This window comes from Acinetobacter sp. 22323, from assembly GCF_052044895.1.
In the GTDB taxonomy this organism is placed as follows: Bacteria; Pseudomonadota; Gammaproteobacteria; order Pseudomonadales; family Moraxellaceae; genus Acinetobacter; species Acinetobacter schindleri.
The window spans coordinates 136,996-155,488 of record NZ_JBQEOL010000003.1 but is presented as its reverse complement, the minus strand read 5'-3'; the positions used below and the strand labels follow the sequence as shown (position 1 = coordinate 155,488).

At 43.4% G+C, this 18,493-nt stretch carries 21 protein-coding genes and 1 riboswitch; of the genes, 12 read left to right on the top strand and 9 right to left on the bottom strand.

Going from position 1 to position 18,493, the window contains the following annotated elements; genetic code table 11:
• Positions 1-42 precede the first annotated feature (42 nt).
• Both ACTJIX_RS03170 and ACTJIX_RS03165 read right to left on the bottom strand, forming a co-directional pair.
• Positions 43-627, bottom strand: coding sequence for a GDYXXLXY domain-containing protein (locus ACTJIX_RS03170; protein ID WP_440611163.1), 585 nt, complete (start codon positions 625-627; stop codon positions 43-45).
• Complete coding sequence (locus ACTJIX_RS03165; protein ID WP_440611162.1) at positions 624-2,429, bottom strand: DUF2157 domain-containing protein; 1,806 nt, start codon at positions 2,427-2,429, stop codon at positions 624-626. Before ACTJIX_RS03165 ends, ACTJIX_RS03170 begins: the two co-directional genes overlap by 4 nt.
• 170 nt (positions 2,430-2,599) lie before the next feature.
• Positions 2,600-2,754: riboswitch (FMN riboswitch) on the top strand.
• Between the two features lie 106 nt (positions 2,755-2,860).
• On the opposite strand from ACTJIX_RS03165, the gene ribB reads away from it, so the two are divergent.
• Positions 2,861-3,520, top strand: coding sequence for a 3,4-dihydroxy-2-butanone-4-phosphate synthase (gene ribB, locus ACTJIX_RS03160; RefSeq protein ID WP_440611161.1), 660 nt, complete (start codon positions 2,861-2,863; stop codon positions 3,518-3,520).
• 65 nt (positions 3,521-3,585) lie between these two features.
• Here ribB and ACTJIX_RS03155 read toward each other — a convergent pair whose 3' ends face one another.
• Both ACTJIX_RS03155 and ACTJIX_RS03150 read right to left on the bottom strand, forming a co-directional pair.
• The gene (locus ACTJIX_RS03155; protein ID WP_004814902.1) at positions 3,586-4,197 is read right to left on the bottom strand and encodes a LysE family translocator; all 612 of its coding nucleotides are present in this window, start codon (positions 4,195-4,197) and stop codon (positions 3,586-3,588) included.
• A gap of 44 nt (positions 4,198-4,241) precedes the next feature.
• Positions 4,242-4,730 (bottom strand): DUF1289 domain-containing protein, encoded by a 489-nt coding sequence (locus ACTJIX_RS03150; RefSeq protein WP_005222926.1) that lies wholly within the window; start codon positions 4,728-4,730, stop codon positions 4,242-4,244.
• A gap of 188 nt (positions 4,731-4,918) precedes the next feature.
• On the opposite strand from ACTJIX_RS03150, the gene trhO reads away from it, so the two are divergent.
• From trhO to ACTJIX_RS03125, 5 genes are all read left to right on the top strand, one after another.
• Entirely contained in the window at positions 4,919-5,851 is a 933-nt protein-coding gene (gene trhO, locus ACTJIX_RS03145) for an oxygen-dependent tRNA uridine(34) hydroxylase TrhO (RefSeq protein ID WP_004891935.1), read from the top strand.
• Positions 5,852-6,056: 205 nt separating this feature from the next.
• Positions 6,057-6,335, top strand: coding sequence for a hypothetical protein (locus ACTJIX_RS03140; RefSeq protein ID WP_004814898.1), 279 nt, complete (start codon positions 6,057-6,059; stop codon positions 6,333-6,335).
• 84 nt (positions 6,336-6,419) lie between these two features.
• Positions 6,420-7,037 carry a DedA family protein gene (locus tag ACTJIX_RS03135; RefSeq protein WP_004814896.1) on the top strand — a complete coding sequence of 206 codons (618 nt, stop codon included), beginning with the start codon at positions 6,420-6,422 and terminating at the stop codon, positions 7,035-7,037.
• A gap of 30 nt (positions 7,038-7,067) precedes the next feature.
• Positions 7,068-7,490 carry an ABZJ_00895 family protein gene (locus ACTJIX_RS03130; protein WP_440611160.1) on the top strand — a complete coding sequence of 141 codons (423 nt, stop codon included), beginning with the start codon at positions 7,068-7,070 and terminating at the stop codon, positions 7,488-7,490.
• 185 nt (positions 7,491-7,675) lie between these two features.
• Positions 7,676-8,116 (top strand): ABZJ_00895 family protein, encoded by a 441-nt coding sequence (locus tag ACTJIX_RS03125; protein WP_440611159.1) that lies wholly within the window; start codon positions 7,676-7,678, stop codon positions 8,114-8,116.
• Positions 8,117-8,193: 77 nt separating this feature from the next.
• Here the strand turns inward: ACTJIX_RS03125 and ACTJIX_RS03120 are convergent, their stop codons facing one another.
• Both ACTJIX_RS03120 and ACTJIX_RS03115 read right to left on the bottom strand, forming a co-directional pair.
• The gene (locus ACTJIX_RS03120; protein WP_004814890.1) at positions 8,194-8,718 is read right to left on the bottom strand and encodes a YecA/YgfB family protein; all 525 of its coding nucleotides are present in this window, start codon (positions 8,716-8,718) and stop codon (positions 8,194-8,196) included.
• 72 nt (positions 8,719-8,790) lie between these two features.
• Complete coding sequence (locus ACTJIX_RS03115) at positions 8,791-8,997, bottom strand: PA3496 family putative envelope integrity protein (RefSeq protein WP_004814888.1); 207 nt, start codon at positions 8,995-8,997, stop codon at positions 8,791-8,793.
• A gap of 398 nt (positions 8,998-9,395) precedes the next feature.
• On the opposite strand from ACTJIX_RS03115, the gene rpoD reads away from it, so the two are divergent.
• The 6 genes from rpoD (at position 9,396) to ACTJIX_RS03085 (ending at position 15,950) form a co-directional block, all read left to right on the top strand.
• Positions 9,396-11,282 (top strand): RNA polymerase sigma factor RpoD, encoded by a 1,887-nt coding sequence (gene rpoD, locus ACTJIX_RS03110; protein ID WP_008307589.1) that lies wholly within the window; start codon positions 9,396-9,398, stop codon positions 11,280-11,282.
• Positions 11,283-11,392: 110 nt separating this feature from the next.
• The gene (locus ACTJIX_RS03105) at positions 11,393-11,680 is read left to right on the top strand and encodes a YbeD family protein (protein WP_004814884.1); all 288 of its coding nucleotides are present in this window, start codon (positions 11,393-11,395) and stop codon (positions 11,678-11,680) included.
• Positions 11,681-11,834: 154 nt separating this feature from the next.
• On the top strand, positions 11,835-12,494 hold the full coding sequence (lipB, locus tag ACTJIX_RS03100) for a lipoyl(octanoyl) transferase LipB (protein ID WP_004891922.1): 660 nt from the start codon (positions 11,835-11,837) through the stop codon (positions 12,492-12,494).
• Between the two features lie 75 nt (positions 12,495-12,569).
• Entirely contained in the window at positions 12,570-13,103 is a 534-nt protein-coding gene (locus tag ACTJIX_RS03095) for a hypothetical protein (protein WP_440611158.1), read from the top strand.
• A gap of 1 nt (position 13,104) precedes the next feature.
• Positions 13,105-14,289 (top strand): iron-containing alcohol dehydrogenase, encoded by a 1,185-nt coding sequence (locus ACTJIX_RS03090; RefSeq protein WP_004814878.1) that lies wholly within the window; start codon positions 13,105-13,107, stop codon positions 14,287-14,289.
• Between the two features lie 269 nt (positions 14,290-14,558).
• On the top strand, positions 14,559-15,950 hold the full coding sequence (locus ACTJIX_RS03085) for an APC family permease (RefSeq protein WP_005222946.1): 1,392 nt from the start codon (positions 14,559-14,561) through the stop codon (positions 15,948-15,950).
• Positions 15,951-16,031: 81 nt separating this feature from the next.
• Here ACTJIX_RS03085 and ACTJIX_RS03080 read toward each other — a convergent pair whose 3' ends face one another.
• From ACTJIX_RS03080 to cysG, 3 genes are all read right to left on the bottom strand, one after another.
• A complete protein-coding gene (locus tag ACTJIX_RS03080) occupies positions 16,032-16,421 on the bottom strand; it encodes a hypothetical protein (RefSeq protein ID WP_051064890.1) in 390 nt (129 codons plus the stop codon).
• 173 nt (positions 16,422-16,594) lie between these two features.
• Positions 16,595-17,071, bottom strand: a complete 477-nt coding sequence (locus ACTJIX_RS03075) for a tRNA (cytidine(34)-2'-O)-methyltransferase (protein ID WP_004814872.1) — start codon at positions 17,069-17,071, stop codon at positions 16,595-16,597.
• A gap of 35 nt (positions 17,072-17,106) precedes the next feature.
• A complete protein-coding gene (gene cysG, locus ACTJIX_RS03070; RefSeq protein WP_004814870.1) occupies positions 17,107-18,480 on the bottom strand; it encodes a siroheme synthase CysG in 1,374 nt (457 codons plus the stop codon).
• Positions 18,481-18,493 lie beyond the last annotated feature (13 nt).

The window sequence follows — 18,493 nt, the reverse complement described above, 5'->3', positions numbered from 1 at the left end:
CGGGCTTTTTTATTGAAAAATACTTCTAAAAATAGACCTTAATTAACTTCCCTGTACCCAGTCTTTTTGGCTTTCGCAATTTAAAGCTCGTAGATTCTGATCCACCAGATTCGCCAATAAAGCCTGTCCATTATCTTTAACTTTAATCTCGGCATATTTTGCGTTGCGATAGCACGGTTCCAATCCTTCTGCAAACAGAAAGCTATTCGCTGCCGGATATAAATTGGCTAATCGGTTGGAAGGATTTTTTAGAAGCAAACGCGCGGAAGTTCCCGGATGAGTTTTTAAAAGATTTTCATCCAAGCTGGTTTGAATCACACGATGCTGATCATCTAGCTGCACATAGCTTAAAAGATGTGTCTGATCCTGAATACGCTTTTCTAAGGCTGCAATTTTCTTATCCGCTAAACCACCCTCTTCTCCACGATCCGCTTCAGCATCACCCTCGAAATGCAGCTCATAATTCAGTGCCATATAATCGCCTTGCAAGATTGAGCGCGGATCGACCGGAGCAAGCTCAACAAAGATGGACTGGCTGTTCGCTAAATGATCTTCATGTTTCAGGATCAGCCCCACAAAGAGCAGAATACTGAATCCGGCCAGAATCAGAGGAAGAAACTTTTTCATGCAGTTTCCTCCTGACCAGATCTAATCCTTACCTGCTTTAAGCCATAGACCATGCACCAAACCATGAGACCTGAGATGAAAATCGTGAGGCTCTTTACCAGGAAACTCAGCCCCAGATTGTAATACAGCATCCATAACCAAAAGATCAGCAATAAAATCGATAGGGCTTGAATCATTCGTTGCTGATAGACTACAGCCCAAGCCATGAGCAGCATAATGATAAAAATTTCAAAATAGCCCAGCAGGATCAGTAATAAACCCAGAACCGGAATTAACCACAGCCATTTTTCAGAAAATTGTTGCCAGTTTTGCCAAATAAAACTGAACAACAATAAGCTCGGAAGAATATAAAATAGCAAGACTTGCTCAAAGCTGATCTGTCCGATGCTCTGCCAATGCTCCAATCCAGTTAGCGCCTGAACCACCGCTGAACCTGTCAGCATGGCGATCATCCAGAGAAAGATACTTTTCTGATAATGCGAAGATTGCCAATAACGAGCTGTTAGGAATAGTCCGATGAAAATGACATAGTTCAAGCTGAGTATGATACTGATCACCATGTCATCATGTTTAAAAGAATTTTCTAAGATCAGAACCACGATTGCTAATGCATGCGTAATCAGCAGCTGTAGGGTCAGAATAGACCAGTGCATCCGTTTGATTACAGCAAGCCCCAGCATTAGTAATTGTAACAGCCAGACTACAACCCTACTGTCGGTGAGTAGTTCTGTATGAATTAAAACTGCTGCCTGACCACAGATCCACAAGCAATAGGCAAACTGGTGCATAAAAACTGAAGCCTGCTGACCCAGCAGTTGCCAGGCAATACCTATAAAAATAATCCCCATTAAGATCGAAAATGCTTCCCAGTAAGTCAGTAACAGGACTGCAAGAATAATCCCGGAAATCCAGGCACCGAGTGCCAGAGGAATCACGGAGAATTTGGTTTGTGGAAAAATTCTATTTAAAGCAAAACTAATTAAGGCAAACCAGCCAAAAATCAGCACAGCTAGCACAAATAGTCCAGTAGCTGAATTGGTCAGTTGATTTTCAACCAGGTCAAATACCCAGAAGCTCACACTGGCAGCCAAACCTGCAATGAGAAGAATGGCTTCTAGCGCCTGATGTTTCCTATAAAAATAAAATGCGGCACCTGTCGGTAAAACAACTGAAGAAGCTAAATAGATCAGCTTAAAGTGATGGATAAACTGCATCATGCTGCTGATCGAAATCACGATCACAAATGTGATAAACAGAAAACGTAGCAGCGCGTAATAGCGCATGGCATACGCAAAGCTAAGTACGGTCAGCAAATTTAGACCGAGCAAATACAGCCCTTCTGCTCTTCCCATCCAGGAGCTTTGCTTAAAATACAGATACAACGTCAGCTGGCTCACTACGCAAAGCATGATAAAAATGCCAATATTGGAGCGATAGAGCCATGGTAAGAGCAAGGCTGACCAGAGCAGAAATAACAGATAACTATCTGCGCCAGTTTGATAAATCTGCCCAATCACTGCCAGACTTAAACCCAGCATGAGACCAGATACTGTATCCAGACTCTCTCTCACCCATTCCTGCTGGTCGAAGTAAATACTTGCTACTGCACTACAGAATAAAATCAGCATCGGGATTGCCAGCTGAACCGGATCCGGTAGCATCCACCAGTTCGCTGCCATTAAATACAGCAAACTGACCGTGATGAGTGCCAAGCCCAAGATTTTTAAATAACGTAGTACTTCTACATTGCAGAACAGCAAGGGCGAAAATTGATTATTTCGAATCAGTTCAGTTTTATGCATTGTTAGAATGATTGAAGGATTTCTAATCTTCCTCACACCATAGCATGTTTCCGCTATTTTGCTAAAAACCTGGGTAATTCAGATTATCTGTTTTGTTTATCTAAAATTCTGCAAATTACTTTCCATTTCAACCATCCCATTTTTTTAAAATCAGGACTATAATGATCCTACATCGCTTCAGGGCGGGGTGTGATTCCCCACCGGTGGTAATTTCAGCTTGTTATAATCAGGCTTGAATCAGCCCACGAGCGGTCAATTTCGATTGATCTGCAGATCTGGTGCAAATCCAGAGCCGACGGTATAGTCCGGATGAAAGAAGACGAAAGCAGCACCAAGGCTGTATGCCGTGCATACACCTGTTTTTGCTATAAGCCTATTTTCACTCAGTCCTGAAATGTTCAATCATATTTTTACTTTAGGTGAGCATTTCAATGTCAAGTTTGATTCAACCCGAAATTTTCTTTTCTGCTTTAGCCCCTGCTGAACAACGTATCCTTCAGGCACTCGAAGATCTCCGCCAAGGCAAACCTGTCTTGGTCATGGATGATTTTGACCGTGAAAATGAAGCCGATCTGATTGTGGCAGCTGAAACTTTAACTATAGAAACCATGGCGCGTATGATTCGTGATGGTTCCGGCATCGTTTGCTTATGTCTGACTGATGAGCTGGCAAATCATTTAGAGTTGCCACCAATGGTACAAGATAACTCTAGTCAGTTTAAAACTGCCTTTACTGTAAGTATCGAAGCAGCAGAGGGTGTAACAACCGGTGTTTCTGCCAAAGACCGCACGACTACAATTAAAACAGCGATTAAAGACGGCGCAGTTGCCAGTGATCTGAATCGTCCTGGTCATGTATTCCCATTACGCGCCCGTGAAGGTGGTGTCTTAACCCGGCGTGGTCATACTGAAGGTACTATTGACCTTGCGCGTCTGGCTGGTTTAAAACCTGCCGGCGTGTTATGTGAACTGACTAATCCGGATGGCAGCATGGCTTCTGGTATTCAGGTTCTGTCATATGCACAGACGCATCAACTAATCGTAATTACTATTGACGAACTGGTAAAGTATCGCCAGCAACACAATATATAAGTCTATTTAAAAAGAAAATCCCGGCATTTGGTTCGGGATTTTTTGTGTCATGTATATTGATTGAATTAACTGAAGATGGAATAAATTCCATACAGTGCAACCATTAACAAGATCAAGCCGCATAGCCCCAGTAAATGCGGATAAAGCTGAGACCGAGATAATCGCTGAAACCCCAGATACACCAGTGACAGGGTGAGGAAATCCAGAACAATCCAGCTGATTGTCAGAATCACCAAGCTTAAATCGAGGTTTGGGCTAATGCCTATAAATTGCGGAAAAAAGGCGGCAAAGAAAATAATATCCTTGGGATTAGAAATACCTACCAGAAAACCGGTACGAAAGCCGCCCTGTACAGGCTGCAGGCTTTGTGGTCCAGTTGATCCCTGCCCTTGCCAGATTTCCCTGAAAATCTGAACTCCCAGCCAGGCAATATAAAAACAGCCAAGTAGCTTAATGCCATTCAGCCAATTTTCGTTAACAACCAGAAGACCTTTTAGACTGAGAATGGATAAACCAATCAGAACCAGTGAGGCAAAGTTAGTCCCGAAAATAGTCTGCAAGGCATGCTTATAGCCGCCTTTGAGTCCGGCACTAGCGACCAGTAACATTACTGGCCCGGGTGTCGCGATCATGATTACTACGGCCAGACAATACAGCAGATATTCGGTAATATTCACCCCATTCCTCCTTGTCTAATATAGTCAGTATAAAAAAAGAGGACCTACTCGTCCTCTTCTTCCATCTGGATCAGATGCTGACTCATCCCATCAGCACGCAAGAATGCCAGATCATAACTGGCTTTTGCCAATGCCAATACTCGACGTTCAAATTCATCCCAAATCGGACGTACCTGTTTGTAATGAATGCCTAGGCCACTCTCATCAGTCAAATGCCGGTTTTTTTCACACAATTTTAATGCATGGTAGAGCTTACGCCCTTTACTGGCATCATCACGCAACCGCACCCGCTTGGACAATACAAATTTCTCGACATGGGCCATATCTGCCAGAGGCAGCATCGGGACTAGAATCTGATCAAGTTGAGCATCCAGACGTTGCCATACTGCGTTATGCTGTTCAGCCGTATAGGTATTCCACTGAATCACTTCATGATTAAAACGGCGACAACCGCGACATACCGCATCACCAAATACGGTCGAGCAACGCCCTGCACATGGGGTTAAAGATGCAATACGACGATCTGAACTCAAAACTTACTCCAACATTGCTGATCATTTCAGCACAGGCAGGTCTGTAATAATACCGGGTCGGGCAAGACTATACACGCTCTCCTGCATGAATTGAAGTCCCTATAAATGCTATGGGTTTTACTCGCATAATCATGCAAATCACGTTAAAATGTGCGCCTTTCAAATATCATGCTACGTTGGAGTATTCCATGAACGCTACTGTAGAACAGCTTGCACCTGTAGAACAGCAAGCGACGACTGGTTGGGTTGTTGCCGCACTTTATCAATTTAAGGAAGTTCAAGACCCCGCAGGTCTTCAGCAACGCCTCCTTGACCTGGTAAAAACCATCGACCTTTGCGGTACTCTAATTGTGGCAGGCGAAGGCATTAACGGTACCGTTGCAGGTAACCGTGAAGCCATCGACAAAGTACATCAGTTCCTTCTGGACGAAGGTTTCAACGAAATGGAATACAAAGAGTCTCATAGCTCTGACAAACCATTCCGTAAAATGAAGATCAAACTGAAGAAAGAAATCGTGACGTTAGGTGTTCCTGTTAAACCACGTGATCTTGTCGGTCATTACCTTGATCCTAAAGAATGGAACGAGCTGATTGCGCGTGATGACGTGATTCTGGTCGATACCCGTAATGACTACGAATACAAGGCCGGTACATTTAAGGGTGCGATTGACCCGAAAACTGAAACTTTCCGCGAATTCCCGGAATACGTGAAACAGAATCTGGAACAGCACAAAGACAAGAAAATTGCCATGTTCTGTACAGGCGGGATCCGTTGTGAAAAATCGACCTCTTTACTTCTTCAAGAAGGCTTTACTGAAGTTTATCACCTGAAAGGTGGTATTTTGAAATATCTGGAAGAAACCCCACCAGAAGAGAGTCTGTGGGAAGGTGAATGTTTCGTATTTGATGGCCGTACTGCCGTGACTCACGGTATGGAAGAAGGCCAAAATACTAAATGTCACGCATGTGGCTGGCCACTCACTCCCGAGGAAGCAGCATTACCAAGCTATGAACACGGTGTATCTTGTGTGTACTGTATTGACAAAACAACTGAGAAGCAAAAAGAAGGCTTCCGTATGCGCCAGTCACAAATCCTCGCTGCAAAACGTAAACGTTTATAATGTGTAGAATGTAACTAGATGTATAAAAGCCCTCATTTGAGGGCTTTTTTTTACACAAACTTCACAATCTAAATAAAAATCTCAACACGCTTTTACCAAGATTCCCCTTTAAAAAGAAAAAGTCTTGATAATCTATATGCAGTAATCATTTTCCACCTAAGTGTTTAATTACTAAATATATTTTTTATATGAAAAGGAACACAAAATAGCAAAATCCTACGCAAAATATGAAGATAATATTGTTCAGTTTCAACGCAAGGATCAGGTAAAAGTACAGCGGACTGTTGAAGTCATGGACCAGCTGGAACATGAATCACATCTTTTTATTGTTGTGCTAGGAACTGTTATTGGTGCGATCTTAGCGCTATTTATTGGCTATCACATCAACACTGGCATCGTGCAATTTTTGCTATTAAGTATATTGCCAGTATTCAGTGCCTATCTGCTGCGTCGAGTTTATATCTATACCCTCACGCATAGCTAATTTGTGCGATCTACAATTTATCTACTTTACCCATTCTGGAATACTCCGTAGGATAAAAGCAGTATTTTCAATTAACTGCTGCTTATGAATCTGACTGACTGGATTATTTCTATTATGGAACAGCTGGGCTATTGGGGTATTGCCCTGCTCATGTTCCTCGACAATGTCTTCCCGCCTATTCCCTCTGAAATCATTATGCCATCTGCGGGCTATTCCGCGTCCCAAGGCCAATTAGTACTGGTCGGCGTGATCATTGCGGGTTGCCTCGGCTCCCTGCTGGCTGCTGCCTTACTTTACTGGATTGGTTATAAATTCAGTCATGAATCGATTTTCAGATTTGTCGACCGCTATGGTAAATATCTGTTTATTAAGTCTGATGATGTAAAAAAATCTTTAGCATGGTTCGAGCAGTATGGTCATCGCATTGTTTTTGCTGGACGTATGATTCCCGCAGTGCGCTCCCTGATCAGTATTCCTGCTGGAATGAGTCGTATGCCCTTCTGGAAATTCATGTTTTATAGCAGCTTGGGAACCATCATCTGGACGACTTTTCTGGCCTGTATTGGATTTTATTTCGGGGAAAATCAGAACTTGATGCATCAGATTTTTAGCAAGGTCAGTTACATCATTATTGCAATTGTAGCGATTATTATCGGCTGGGTTCTGTACCGTAGACATCAACGCAAAAATCGTCCATCCTGAACAGTAAGTCCTGTTTAGGAGGCCAGAACGATGTCGCATTATCTTAAATATTTTGCAGCCGTTTATCTTGCCTTGCTGGTTTTGATTGGCATGATTGTGTATTGGTTAAACTTGGGTGCCATTATTTTCATTCCTGCATTAATTGCAGCAGCATTCTTGAGTGCCCGGCATTTTGTGCATAAGGAACTGCGTGTCCCTGACGCCAAGGAAAAAAATACCTTGGTCTGGGGCTCTACCATTATTGCCATGAGCCTTGGCTTTATTTTTATCTTGGTGATGATCTGGCTGCACCCTTATACCGAGGAAATTCTGCGCCGAATGAATTATACAGGCCGAGGCCCAAATTCATTTATTGTTGCTGCCTTGATTGCCTTGCATGCCGCCCTGTTTCATGTCGCCTATCATGGCTATACCCGCTATAGCTTGGCTAAACAGCCAAAGAAACACGCTTAATTTCAATCTAGTTCAAATCATGTCACGTGATCCTTCTATGCTTCACGTGACATTCGTCGTATTCTTTTAATTTATCTTGCTGAATATTCGAGCAAATTATTAAAATAAACAAACTTGTTGGTATAGCTTTTCCCATTTTCAACCATACAAGCAACAACAATAAAAACACAATATTCGAGATAAAAATGATGATTAAAAAATATTTTGGCTATTTCACTATAGTTTATCTGGTCGCGATTCTGATTGTCGCTGGTTTAAATATGTTTATCGATTTGCCTGGCAGCAGCACTGCCATCCCGGCATTATTCGGTGCAGGGGCAGTGGCAGCGATCAAATTTGTTCAGGATCAACAGCGTCTACCAAGTGCTATAGAGAAAAAACAGTTAATTTGGGGGTGTCTAAGCATTAGCGTACTCATTGGCTTGATCTTATCCTTGTCAATATTGGGTATTGCAGAACAACGGGAAATTATCCTCGGTATGCTGGAATCTTTATCTTTTGGCATCTGGATAAGCGTATTGCTGCTAGGCTTGGCGATTCAATATGTTGTCCTTGCCTTATGTTTCGGCTGGATGAGTAAAAGCGCTCTTAAAGGTCTGGAAGCAAAAAAACAGGCTAAAGAATAGCTGCTTAGCTTAAAATTATAGATATAAAAAGCAGATATCAAAAAAGCACCCGAAGGTGCTTTTTTGATTTGGGAGAATTAGTCTGGTGTATGATACATCAGGTACAATTCATTCAGGTTTTCTGGAATTTCTTCCGCAAGCTCGTCCATTAACTGGCCGTTACGACGGAAAGTTTCCATTTGTGGATCTTCTTCGTCAATCCCACTGAAGACCATGATTGGCAGGGTTAAATCCACCAGCTGTTCTTCAAATTCTTCTGCAAACCATGCTTCTTCGTTCAGGAACATGGCATCAACAAAGCCCACGCTCCAGTCACCAAGACTTGATTCGGTATCCGCTTCCTCGATTTCAAACGGGAAAGTGATGCCTTCTTCATTGGCCAAGCTTTGACGGATAGACTCCAGCCATACTTTAACCTGTTCGATGATTGCTGCTGGAACTTTTTTCTGATTGTTATCAAAAAGCTCATCCAGCCATCTGTCAAACTGCGGACCTACTGCAATTGCACACAGGAAACCGTGAGTTGCCGCGAAATCCAGACCATACTCATTTTGGTCGCCATCCAGATAGTCACTCAACAGGTCTAAATCTAAAGCACTCATCTAATATCCAAACTTAGAAATTCCGAAAGGCCTAGCATAGCATTTATTCAGGCCATGCTAAATCCGAATTGCTTAATCTTCGTCGTCGAAGTCATCGTCATCGTCGAAGTCATAGTCAAAATCTTTGAGTTCGCGCTCGAGGCGGCGTTGAGTCAACAGGTCATCAATCAAACGACGTTTTTCCAACGACTCTTTTGCGCTGAGCTTGCTGGAAGCCTCATCGAAGCTAACATCATCATCACCGTAGTTATCATCTAGTTCAAAATCTGTAGAAGACACTAAAACTACCTCATTGTGAAAAATGTAAAGGGTCCTAGGCGCTATTTATCTTGCCTAAAAATACTTGTCAAGTTTTATTTAAATTTTAGTATCTTAAAATTGTAATTAGGGCTTTTTTTCCAAGTAAATTGTATGGCATGATATAATCCACCCTGCGTCCTTATATTTTTTGACTATTATATTTTTGGTCAGATACAGATACGCCGGGGCTGGACTTGAAAATAACAAATTCATCCCCATCTTAAATTACTGAATTTCATTTTAAATATTTTGTCAGACAGCCTCGATGCTGAATAATCTGATGAAATATGTAGGCTATTCACTAAATTTAATAAGCTTAAGTCGTGCAGAGTTGTACGATTTTTTACTGTCACAGATTCAACGAAGAGTAAGCAAAGATGAGCGATATGACTTCCCCTACTTCGCAAGTAGCGGCTCTGATTAGCCGAGGCAAAGAACAAGGTTATTTAACCTTCGCTGAGGTTAACGATCATCTCCCGGACTCAATCACAGAAAGTGAACAGATTGAAGATATCATTCAGATGTTGAATGACGTCGGCATTCCGGTACATGATCGCGCGCCTGAATCTGATGATGCGATGTTTGAGGATACTGCAGAAGCTGCCGATGAAGTTGCAGAAGAAGAAGCTGCAGCAGTACTTGCATCTGTAGAAAATGAGCCAGGTCGTACAACTGACCCAGTACGTATGTATATGCGTGAAATGGGTACTGTTGAACTTTTAACGCGTGAAGGCGAAATCAGCATTGCAAAACGTATTGAAGAAGGGATCCGTGACGTTCTTCACTCCATTGCTTACTGGCCAAATGCCGTAGAAGTTGTACTACAAGAATACAAAGATTATGAAGCTGGCGAACGCCGCCTGGCCGACCTGCTTTCAGGTTATTTAGACCCTGAAACTGATGATGATATTCCAGAAGTGCTGGAAGAAGTCGCTGACATCGAAGAAGATGAAGAAGCAACTACCAAGTCAACCAAAGATGTAAAACTGGATGATGAGGAAGATGAAGAAGAGTCTGACAGTGATGACGATTCTGAAGGTGATTCAGGTCCAGATCCAGAAATCGCTAAAGTTCGTTTTGCTGAACTTTCAGATGCCTGGAAAAATACCAAGGCTGTTATTGAAAAGCATGGCCGCAACAGCAAAGAAGCAGAAGACGCACTGCAAGCTTTAGCTACTGTGTTCATGATGTTCAAGTTCACACCGCGCCTGTTCGATATCATTTCAGAAATGATTCGTGGTACCCACGACCAGATCCGTAGTGCAGAACGTGAAGTAATGCGTTATGCAGTCCGTCGTGGCCGTATGGATCGTACCCAGTTCCGTACTTCTTTCCCGGGTCAGGAATCTAATCCAGCCTGGTTAGATGAGCAAATTGCGAAAGCGCCTGCCGATCAAAAAGCTTATCTGGAAAAAGTACGTCCTGACGTGCTGGCATTCCAGCAAAAGATTGCAGACATTGAAAAAGAACTTGACCTGAAAGTTCGTGACATCAAAGACATCGCCAAGCGTATGGCGGTGGGTGAAGCCAAAGCGCGCCGTGCCAAGAAAGAAATGGTTGAAGCGAACTTACGTCTAGTCATTTCGATTGCGAAGAAATACACCAACCGTGGCTTGCAGTTCCTGGATCTGATTCAGGAAGGTAACATCGGTCTGATGAAAGCCGTGGACAAGTTTGAATACCGTCGTGGTTACAAGTTCTCGACTTATGCAACTTGGTGGATTCGTCAGGCGATTACCCGTTCAATCGCGGATCAGGCACGTACTATCCGTATTCCAGTTCACATGATCGAAACCATTAACAAGATCAACCGTGTATCTCGTCAATTGCTTCAGGAAATGGGCCGTGAACCGACTCCGGAAGAACTGGGCGAACGTCTGGAAATGGACGAAGTGAAGGTTCGCAAAGTACTTAAAATCGCTAAAGAACCTATTTCGATGGAAACACCGATCGGTGATGATGAAGATTCACATTTGGGTGACTTCATTGAAGACAGCAACATCACCTCTCCTGTGGATGCTGCAACGTCGGAAGGCCTGAAAGAAGCGACACGTGAAGTACTGGAAAACCTGACTGAACGTGAAGCGAAAGTCCTGAAAATGCGTTTTGGTATCGACATGCCAACTGACCATACTTTGGAAGAAGTAGGTAAGCAGTTCGACGTAACCCGTGAACGTATCCGTCAGATTGAAGCGAAAGCCTTACGTAAGCTGCGTCATCCTTCCCGTTCTGAACACCTGCGTTCATTCCTGGAAAATGATTAAGATTTGATACAATTGATAGAGACTTGAAACTCAGTTGATAGTCTCCATCTATGTATCCAGACAGACCCAAACGCCTGCGCTCATGCAGGCGTTTCGAATAGGGGGACTACATGTTAGACCGTACACCATCTCGTGAACTACAAGAACATCTTTGGGTTTTCCCTATGGACTACCCGATCAAACTGATTGGCCTTGCTGGTATTGAGTTGCATCAGGCCGTAAATGAGATCTTTGTAAAGCATTTTCCTGAATTTGATGGCAGTAAAATGACCGTTACGCCTTCACGTACAGGTAAATATCATTCGATCACTGCACAGCTCCGTTTCCTTGAACTTGAACAGGTACATGCTGTTTATGCAGATCTGGCTGCTTGTCCTTTGATCAAAACTGCGCTTTAAGACAGCTCAGGCCGTAATAAGAAACACGCTTCAGGGCGTGTTTTTTTATATCTGTGAATTGGTAATTGAGAATTACTGTGAATCGCTCCCCTATCACGGCTTGAAATCATTATAATTATTGGCAGTATTTTTTATCTTTCCAAGGACGCACACTGTGACTGATGCGGTTCAAAAACCCTGCCTGATTATTCGTCAATATAATGACCTGACTCCCTACGAAGACCGCTTTCTGGAAATGAAAGCCCTGACTGAAAACCGTGATGAAAACACCCCGGATGAGTTGTGGATTTTGCAGCACCATGATGTCCTGACTCAAGGGCAAGCGGGTAAGCCGGAACATATTCTGATGCCATCCAATATTCCGGTAATTCAGACCGATCGTGGTGGTCAAGTAACCTGGCATGGTCCGGGCCAGCTGGTGGCGTATTTTATGTTTGATCTGAACCGTCTTGGCTGGAACGTCCGTACGCTGGTCTCCTATGTCGAAAACCTGATGATTGAGCTACTCAAGAAGTATGATATTGAAGCCTATGCCAAACCGGATGCACCCGGTGTCTATGTGAATGAGCGAAAGATTGGTTCTCTCGGCTTTAAAATCCGTAAAGGTCGTAGTTATCATGGTCTTTCCTTGAATATTGACTGTGACCTGACAGGTTTCCATACCATCAATCCATGTGGCTATGCAGGACTGGAAATGGTCCGCATTAACGACTTGGTCAACAACCCGCCAAAATTTGCTGACTTGTGTGTCGAAATTATTGAAACTTTAACCAGCAGCGGTTACTTTAAGGACGTTAGCGTCGAGCAAAGATAAAACCTTTGCATTTCAACAATAAATAAATTAGAGTAATTACTCTAAACCAATAATATTCCAGGTAGGGATCATCACGTGATTGCAACTAAATCCGTTAAACCTGCTTTGCAACAGGCCTATGTCAAACTCATGATGGATGTGATTGGCAGAGGCTTAGTCATGGCAAGCCAGGTCGATGAAGAAATCAAAAAGGAAGTTGCCCAGTTTCCGGCGAATTTCAGTCTTTCCATGAAAGTCTTCCCCCACGGCCCGGCATTTATTGCCCGGGTTACTGAAGAGAAGCAACTTGAACTCGTGAAATCTATGGACACTGCGCCTGACCTTACGATCACTTTTAAGCATCTGCATCATGCCTTTTTGGTCTTTTCATTCCAGGAAAGTACCTCACAGGCCTTTGCCCATGACCGCATGATTGCCGATGGTGATATCTCTTATGCTATTCGTCTGGTACGTTGTCTGAATAAAATGGAAGCCTTGATTTTGCCGAAAATAGTGGCACAACTGGCTGTCAAAGAATATCCAAGTAATCTCAGCCTGAAAGAAAAATTAACTGAAGCAAGCAGCATCTATTTAAAAATTGCTCAATCTTATTTGAAACGGAGTGCCTAACATGACCAAGCCTTATTATGAATTTTTCTGTCCAGTCAAGGTGATTGCCGGTCATGCTGCGCTCGAACATATTCCGTTTGAACTCTCGACATTAGGTGCCAAACGTCCACTCATCATTACCGATAAAGGCGTACGTGCCAATAATCTGCTTGCACCGATTGAAGCTGCTTTTGAATCGACGGATGCAGAGATTGCAGCGATTTTTGATGATGTCCCACCCGATTCGAGCTTAGGTACAGTACGTCGTGCTGCACAACTATATCGTGACAATAACTGCGATGCGATTATTGCCATCGGGGGCGGTTCAGTTATCGATACCTCAAAAGCGACCAACATTCTGGTCTCTGAAGGTGGCGATGACTTGCTTAAATATTCTGGCGCACATAACCTACCAAAACCCTTAAAACCATTTTTCGTGATTCCAACCACGTCTGGAACAGGCTCTGAAGTAACCATGGTTGCAGTGGTATCGGATACTGAAAAGAACCTGAAAATGCCGTTCGCATCTTATTATCTGATGCCGCATGCTGCGATTCTTGATCCACGTATGACCCAGACTTTGCCACCGCATTTAACCGCAATGACTGCAATGGACGCGATGACCCATGCGGTCGAAGCCTATACCTGTATGGCAGCCAATCCGATTTCAGATGCTTATGCCACAGCAGCAGTGAAGAAAGTCAGTGAGAATCTGTTTAAGGTGCTGGATAATCCGTCTGATGCTCAAGGTCGTCTGGAACTGGCACAAGCTTCTACCATGGCTGGGATCGCTTTCTCGAACTCGATGGTTGGTCTGGTGCATTCACTCGGTCATGCGCTCGGTGCGGTGGCTCACTTGCCACATGGACTATGTATGAACCTGTTCCTGCCTTATGTCCTGGAATACAACAAGGAAGTGAATGGTGGCAAGATTGCAGAGCTGCTTCTGCCACTGGCTGGCCCGGATATCTATGCACAGACCCCTGGGCATCTGCGTGCCGATAAAGCGATTGCAACCATTCAAGCGATGCGTGACCGTATTTATGCCCTGACTAAATTACCACGTACATTAAGTGAAACAGGTAAGGTTTCTGAGGCACAACTGGATGAAGTTGCCGAGAAAGCATTAAATGATGGTTCTATCATTTATAACCCGAAAGAAGCCACGCTGGAAGATTTGAAAACCATCTTAAAAAAAGCTTGGTAATTCCTGAAAAATAAGCGAATATAGCGAAAATTTAGAGCCTGGTGTTTTTTTAAGCATCAGGCTTTTATCTTGCATGAAAATTTCATCATCAATCATGATAATTTTGGCATATTTCATGCTGTAGTAATCTCAAAAAAATTGCTAGCAAAAATGTTCATTCTAGAGTAGATTGGCGCGCTTTTGCTTAATTTGTAGGGGGGATCGTTCGTCTCAAACGATCCTTATTCAATATGACTGATCCTTGATCAACGATTAAGAGGATAACGCCGTTGACAAATTTCTCTGGGACTCAATCGGCAGCTAAACTGCAAAAAACGCTGGGACTCTGGCACATCATTATTATCGGTTTAGCTTATATTCAACCCATGACCTTGTTTGATACTTTTGGTCTGGTATCTGAAGAAAGTAACTTTCACGTTCCTACCTCTTACATTTTTGCACTGATTGCAATTTTGTTAACCTCTTTGAGCTATGGTCATATGATTCGTCGCTACCCATCTTCGGGTTCGGCCTATACCTATGCCCAAAAATCCATCCACCCGAATGTTGGTTTCATGGTGGGTTGGTCATCATTACTAGATTACCTGTTATCACCGATGGTCAATATCATCCTGGCTGTGATTTATCTGGAAGCACTTTTCCCAGATATGAATCATTGGGTCTGGGTCATTGGTTTAACAGCGTTCATGACTGCGATTAACCTCCGCGGTGCAAAATTTGTTGCCAACTTCAACAGTATGATTGTATTTGTACAGTTGGGCGTCATTGCATACTTCACCTGGATGGTTTACCAACTTCTGGAAGGTGGTGTAAATGCAGACGGCACATTAGTCGATGCAAAGTATCAATTATGGAGTTTAGAGCCATTTTGGAATGAATTTACCTCTGTTGCTGCCCTGATTACCGGTGCAACCTTACTATGCTTCTCTTTTACAGGTTTTGACTCTTTAAGTTCACTGGCTGAAGAAACCAAAGATACTGAAAAAACTTTGCCTAAAGCGATTTTCTTGACTGCATTAATAGCGGGTATCATTTTCATCATCAGTACTTACTTCATGCAGATCTTTTTCCCGAATGATCCAAAAACCTACTTTGAAGATATTGCTGCAACACAGCCTGATATTTTACAAGCAGTAGGTGGCGTGGCATTTAAGACAGTGGTACTTTACTTTGCGATTGTGACAGTTATGGCTTCCGGTATTTCAGCGCATGCGGGTGTGTCTCGTCTGATGTACGTAATGGGTCGTGATGGCGTAATTAACAAAAAAATCTTTGGTCACATTAGTCCGAAAAACTACACACCGTCGTACAACATCCTGATCGCTGGTGCAGTTGCTTTAACTGCTGGTTTCATGGATCTTGACTTTGTCGTGTCACTGATCAGCTTTGGTGCGTTAACTGCATTCAGTTTCGTCAACTTGTCGGTGATTTCACGTTATGCACTGCGTGATGGCCGCACGAAGAGTGCCAAAGAGATCATGAATTTTGTCGTCGTTCCCTTACTTGGCTTCATTTCAGTGTTTGCATTATGGCTAGAAGTCGACGAAGCTTCGCTTAAATACGGTCTGATCTGGGCATTTGGCGGTATCTTGTACCTGGGTTATAAGACCAAAGGCTTCAAGCACCCTGCTCCTCAGCACAATGAATTTGATGATAAATAATATCCTTCTTATTCAAATAAAAAAGGCGCTTGATGCGCCTTTTTTAGTTCTGACGTGTTTATTTTTTAGTTCAGTTCAAAATCATTTTAGACGACAGTTAAAGCCCATGCGGGTATCAACAATATTGTCTTTATAACCAAGCCGTTCGATAAATAGATTACGATTTTTTAAAACCTCCTGACTTTCAGGACTCAAACGCGCCTTGTTTTGTACAGCCAGATGATAGGTTTCATTCACCACACCCTGGAAGATATTACACACTTCCTGACGTTTTGGTTGATTCAGAATCCGTCCGCGCCAACTCCATTCAAAATCATCTTTGCTAAGGGTTTTACCCCAAGCTTCAATACGCTCATTCAGTTGCTGCTGCATCTCTGCCATACCCTGCCTGATTTCCTCCTGAGTAAGCGGTTTTACCTCTTCTACTGGCTGTTGTGGTTCTGGCTGTGCCTGGCTTGCTCCACTAAACATTAATAAAACCGCACAACTCGCTGTGATCCACCCCTTATTCAAGTTTTTTTCCTTTTTTTGTGTTCTCAACTATTTATACCGAAGATAAGCCCAATGACCAACCACTACACAAGCCTTGTTACACAAATCAAAAAGGCCACCAATTGGCAGCTTCTTAAAAGAAAGAATACTAATTAAAGCGTTTTAAACCCCTGCTGACGCCAGGCTTCGTACACAATCACTGCTGTCGCATTAGACAGGTTCAGACTACGCGAATTTTCAGCCATTGGCAGACGGATCCAGTGTTCTTTCGGGAACATCATACGCACATTTTCTGGCAGACCACGTGTTTCCGGCCCCATCAACAAAGCCACAGGACGATTTAAGTCTGAAGTATGTGGGGTTTCAGAACCTTTAGTCGTCAATGGATAGACCGCATCTGCACCAATGCCTTGAGAAGCTAAGTCTGCCAAACATTCTTCAATATTTTCCCAGATTTGCATATTGGCATATTCGTGATAATCCAGACCAGCACGTTTTAGCTTTTTGTCATCCAGTTCAAAGCCCAGTGGCTTCACCAAATGCAACTGTGCTCCCGTATTTGCGCATAGGCGAATAATATTACCTGTATTGGCAGGAATTTCAGGCTCATATAAAACAACATGGATCACAGCTTTTCTCTACTTTTGGGGAGTTAAGTGGTCGTTTACGACCACTTAAGTTTTTCACGTAAACGCACCACTTCACCGATAATGGTCAAAGTTGGTGCTTGAATATGGTGTTCAGAGACTTTAGATGCAATATCTTGGAGCGTTCCAATTACTACTTTTTGCTCAGGTGTAGTGCCTTTAGACACTAAGGCCACCGGCATATCCGGGCGCTGGCCATGCGCGATCAGTTGCGTACAGATCTTATCCAGCCCAACCAAACCCATATACAGCACTAAAGTCTGGTTTTCATAGACCAGTTCACTCCAAGGCAGCTCGGGTGAACCTTCTTTTAAGTGACCTGTCAGGAAACGTACACTTTGCGCATAATCACGATGGGTCAGTGGAATACCGGCATAGGCTGAACAGCCAGAAGCCGCGGTAATACCTGGCACCACCTGGAAAGCCACACCCGCAGCGAACAGTTCTTCAATCTCTTCACCACCACGACCAAAGATAAACGGATCACCACCTTTCAGACGACAGACACGCTTACCTTCACTGGCATATTTGACCAATAGAGCATTAATCCCATCTTGCGGAACCGCATGATTGGAACGTGCCTTACCCACATAGATCTTTTCCGCATCACGGCGGCATAGCTCCATAATTGGTGCAGATACCAGTCGGTCGTAAATCACCACATCGGCTTGTTGCATTAAACGCAATGCTTTTAAGGTCAAGAGTTCTGGATCACCAGGACCTGCGCCAACGAGGTAAACCTCACCTTTTGGCTTTTGCCATTCCAGTAGCGCCTGTTCAATCAGATGATCAGCTTCAGCCAGATTGTCATTAAACACCTGTTCTTTCAAAGGACTAGCATAAAGCTCTTCCCAGAAAATACGGCGTTCATCCGGATTGACTATTTTAGCCTTAACCGCACTGCGCCATTTTCCTGAAAACTCAGCCAGCTTGCCCATTCCATGCGGAATAGTGGTTTCTAGTTGGGTACGAATCTGACGGGATAACACTGGTGACGTGCCATTTGATGCCACCGAAATCACCAGCGGTGAACGGTCAATAATCGCCGGAACCATAAAGCGGCAATGCGGTGGATCATCGACGCTATTGACCAGGACATTTTCCGCTTCACACAGTTCAAAGACCTGACGATTGGTCTCTGCATCGTCAGTCGCTGCAATAACCAGTCGATATGGACGTAATGCAACTTCAGGATGAAAAGCTGCCTGCACATAGTGTCCTTGGCTATTTTGCACAATTCGCAGCAGACTCTCTTCAATTTCAGGCGCAATCACATGAATGATCGCACCTGCTTTTTGAAGTAAAAGTGCTTTACGGTATGCAATATGCCCACCACCGACAATCAGACAAGGTTGCTGTTGCAACTTTAACGAGATTGGAAAAATATCCACGAACTACCTCAAA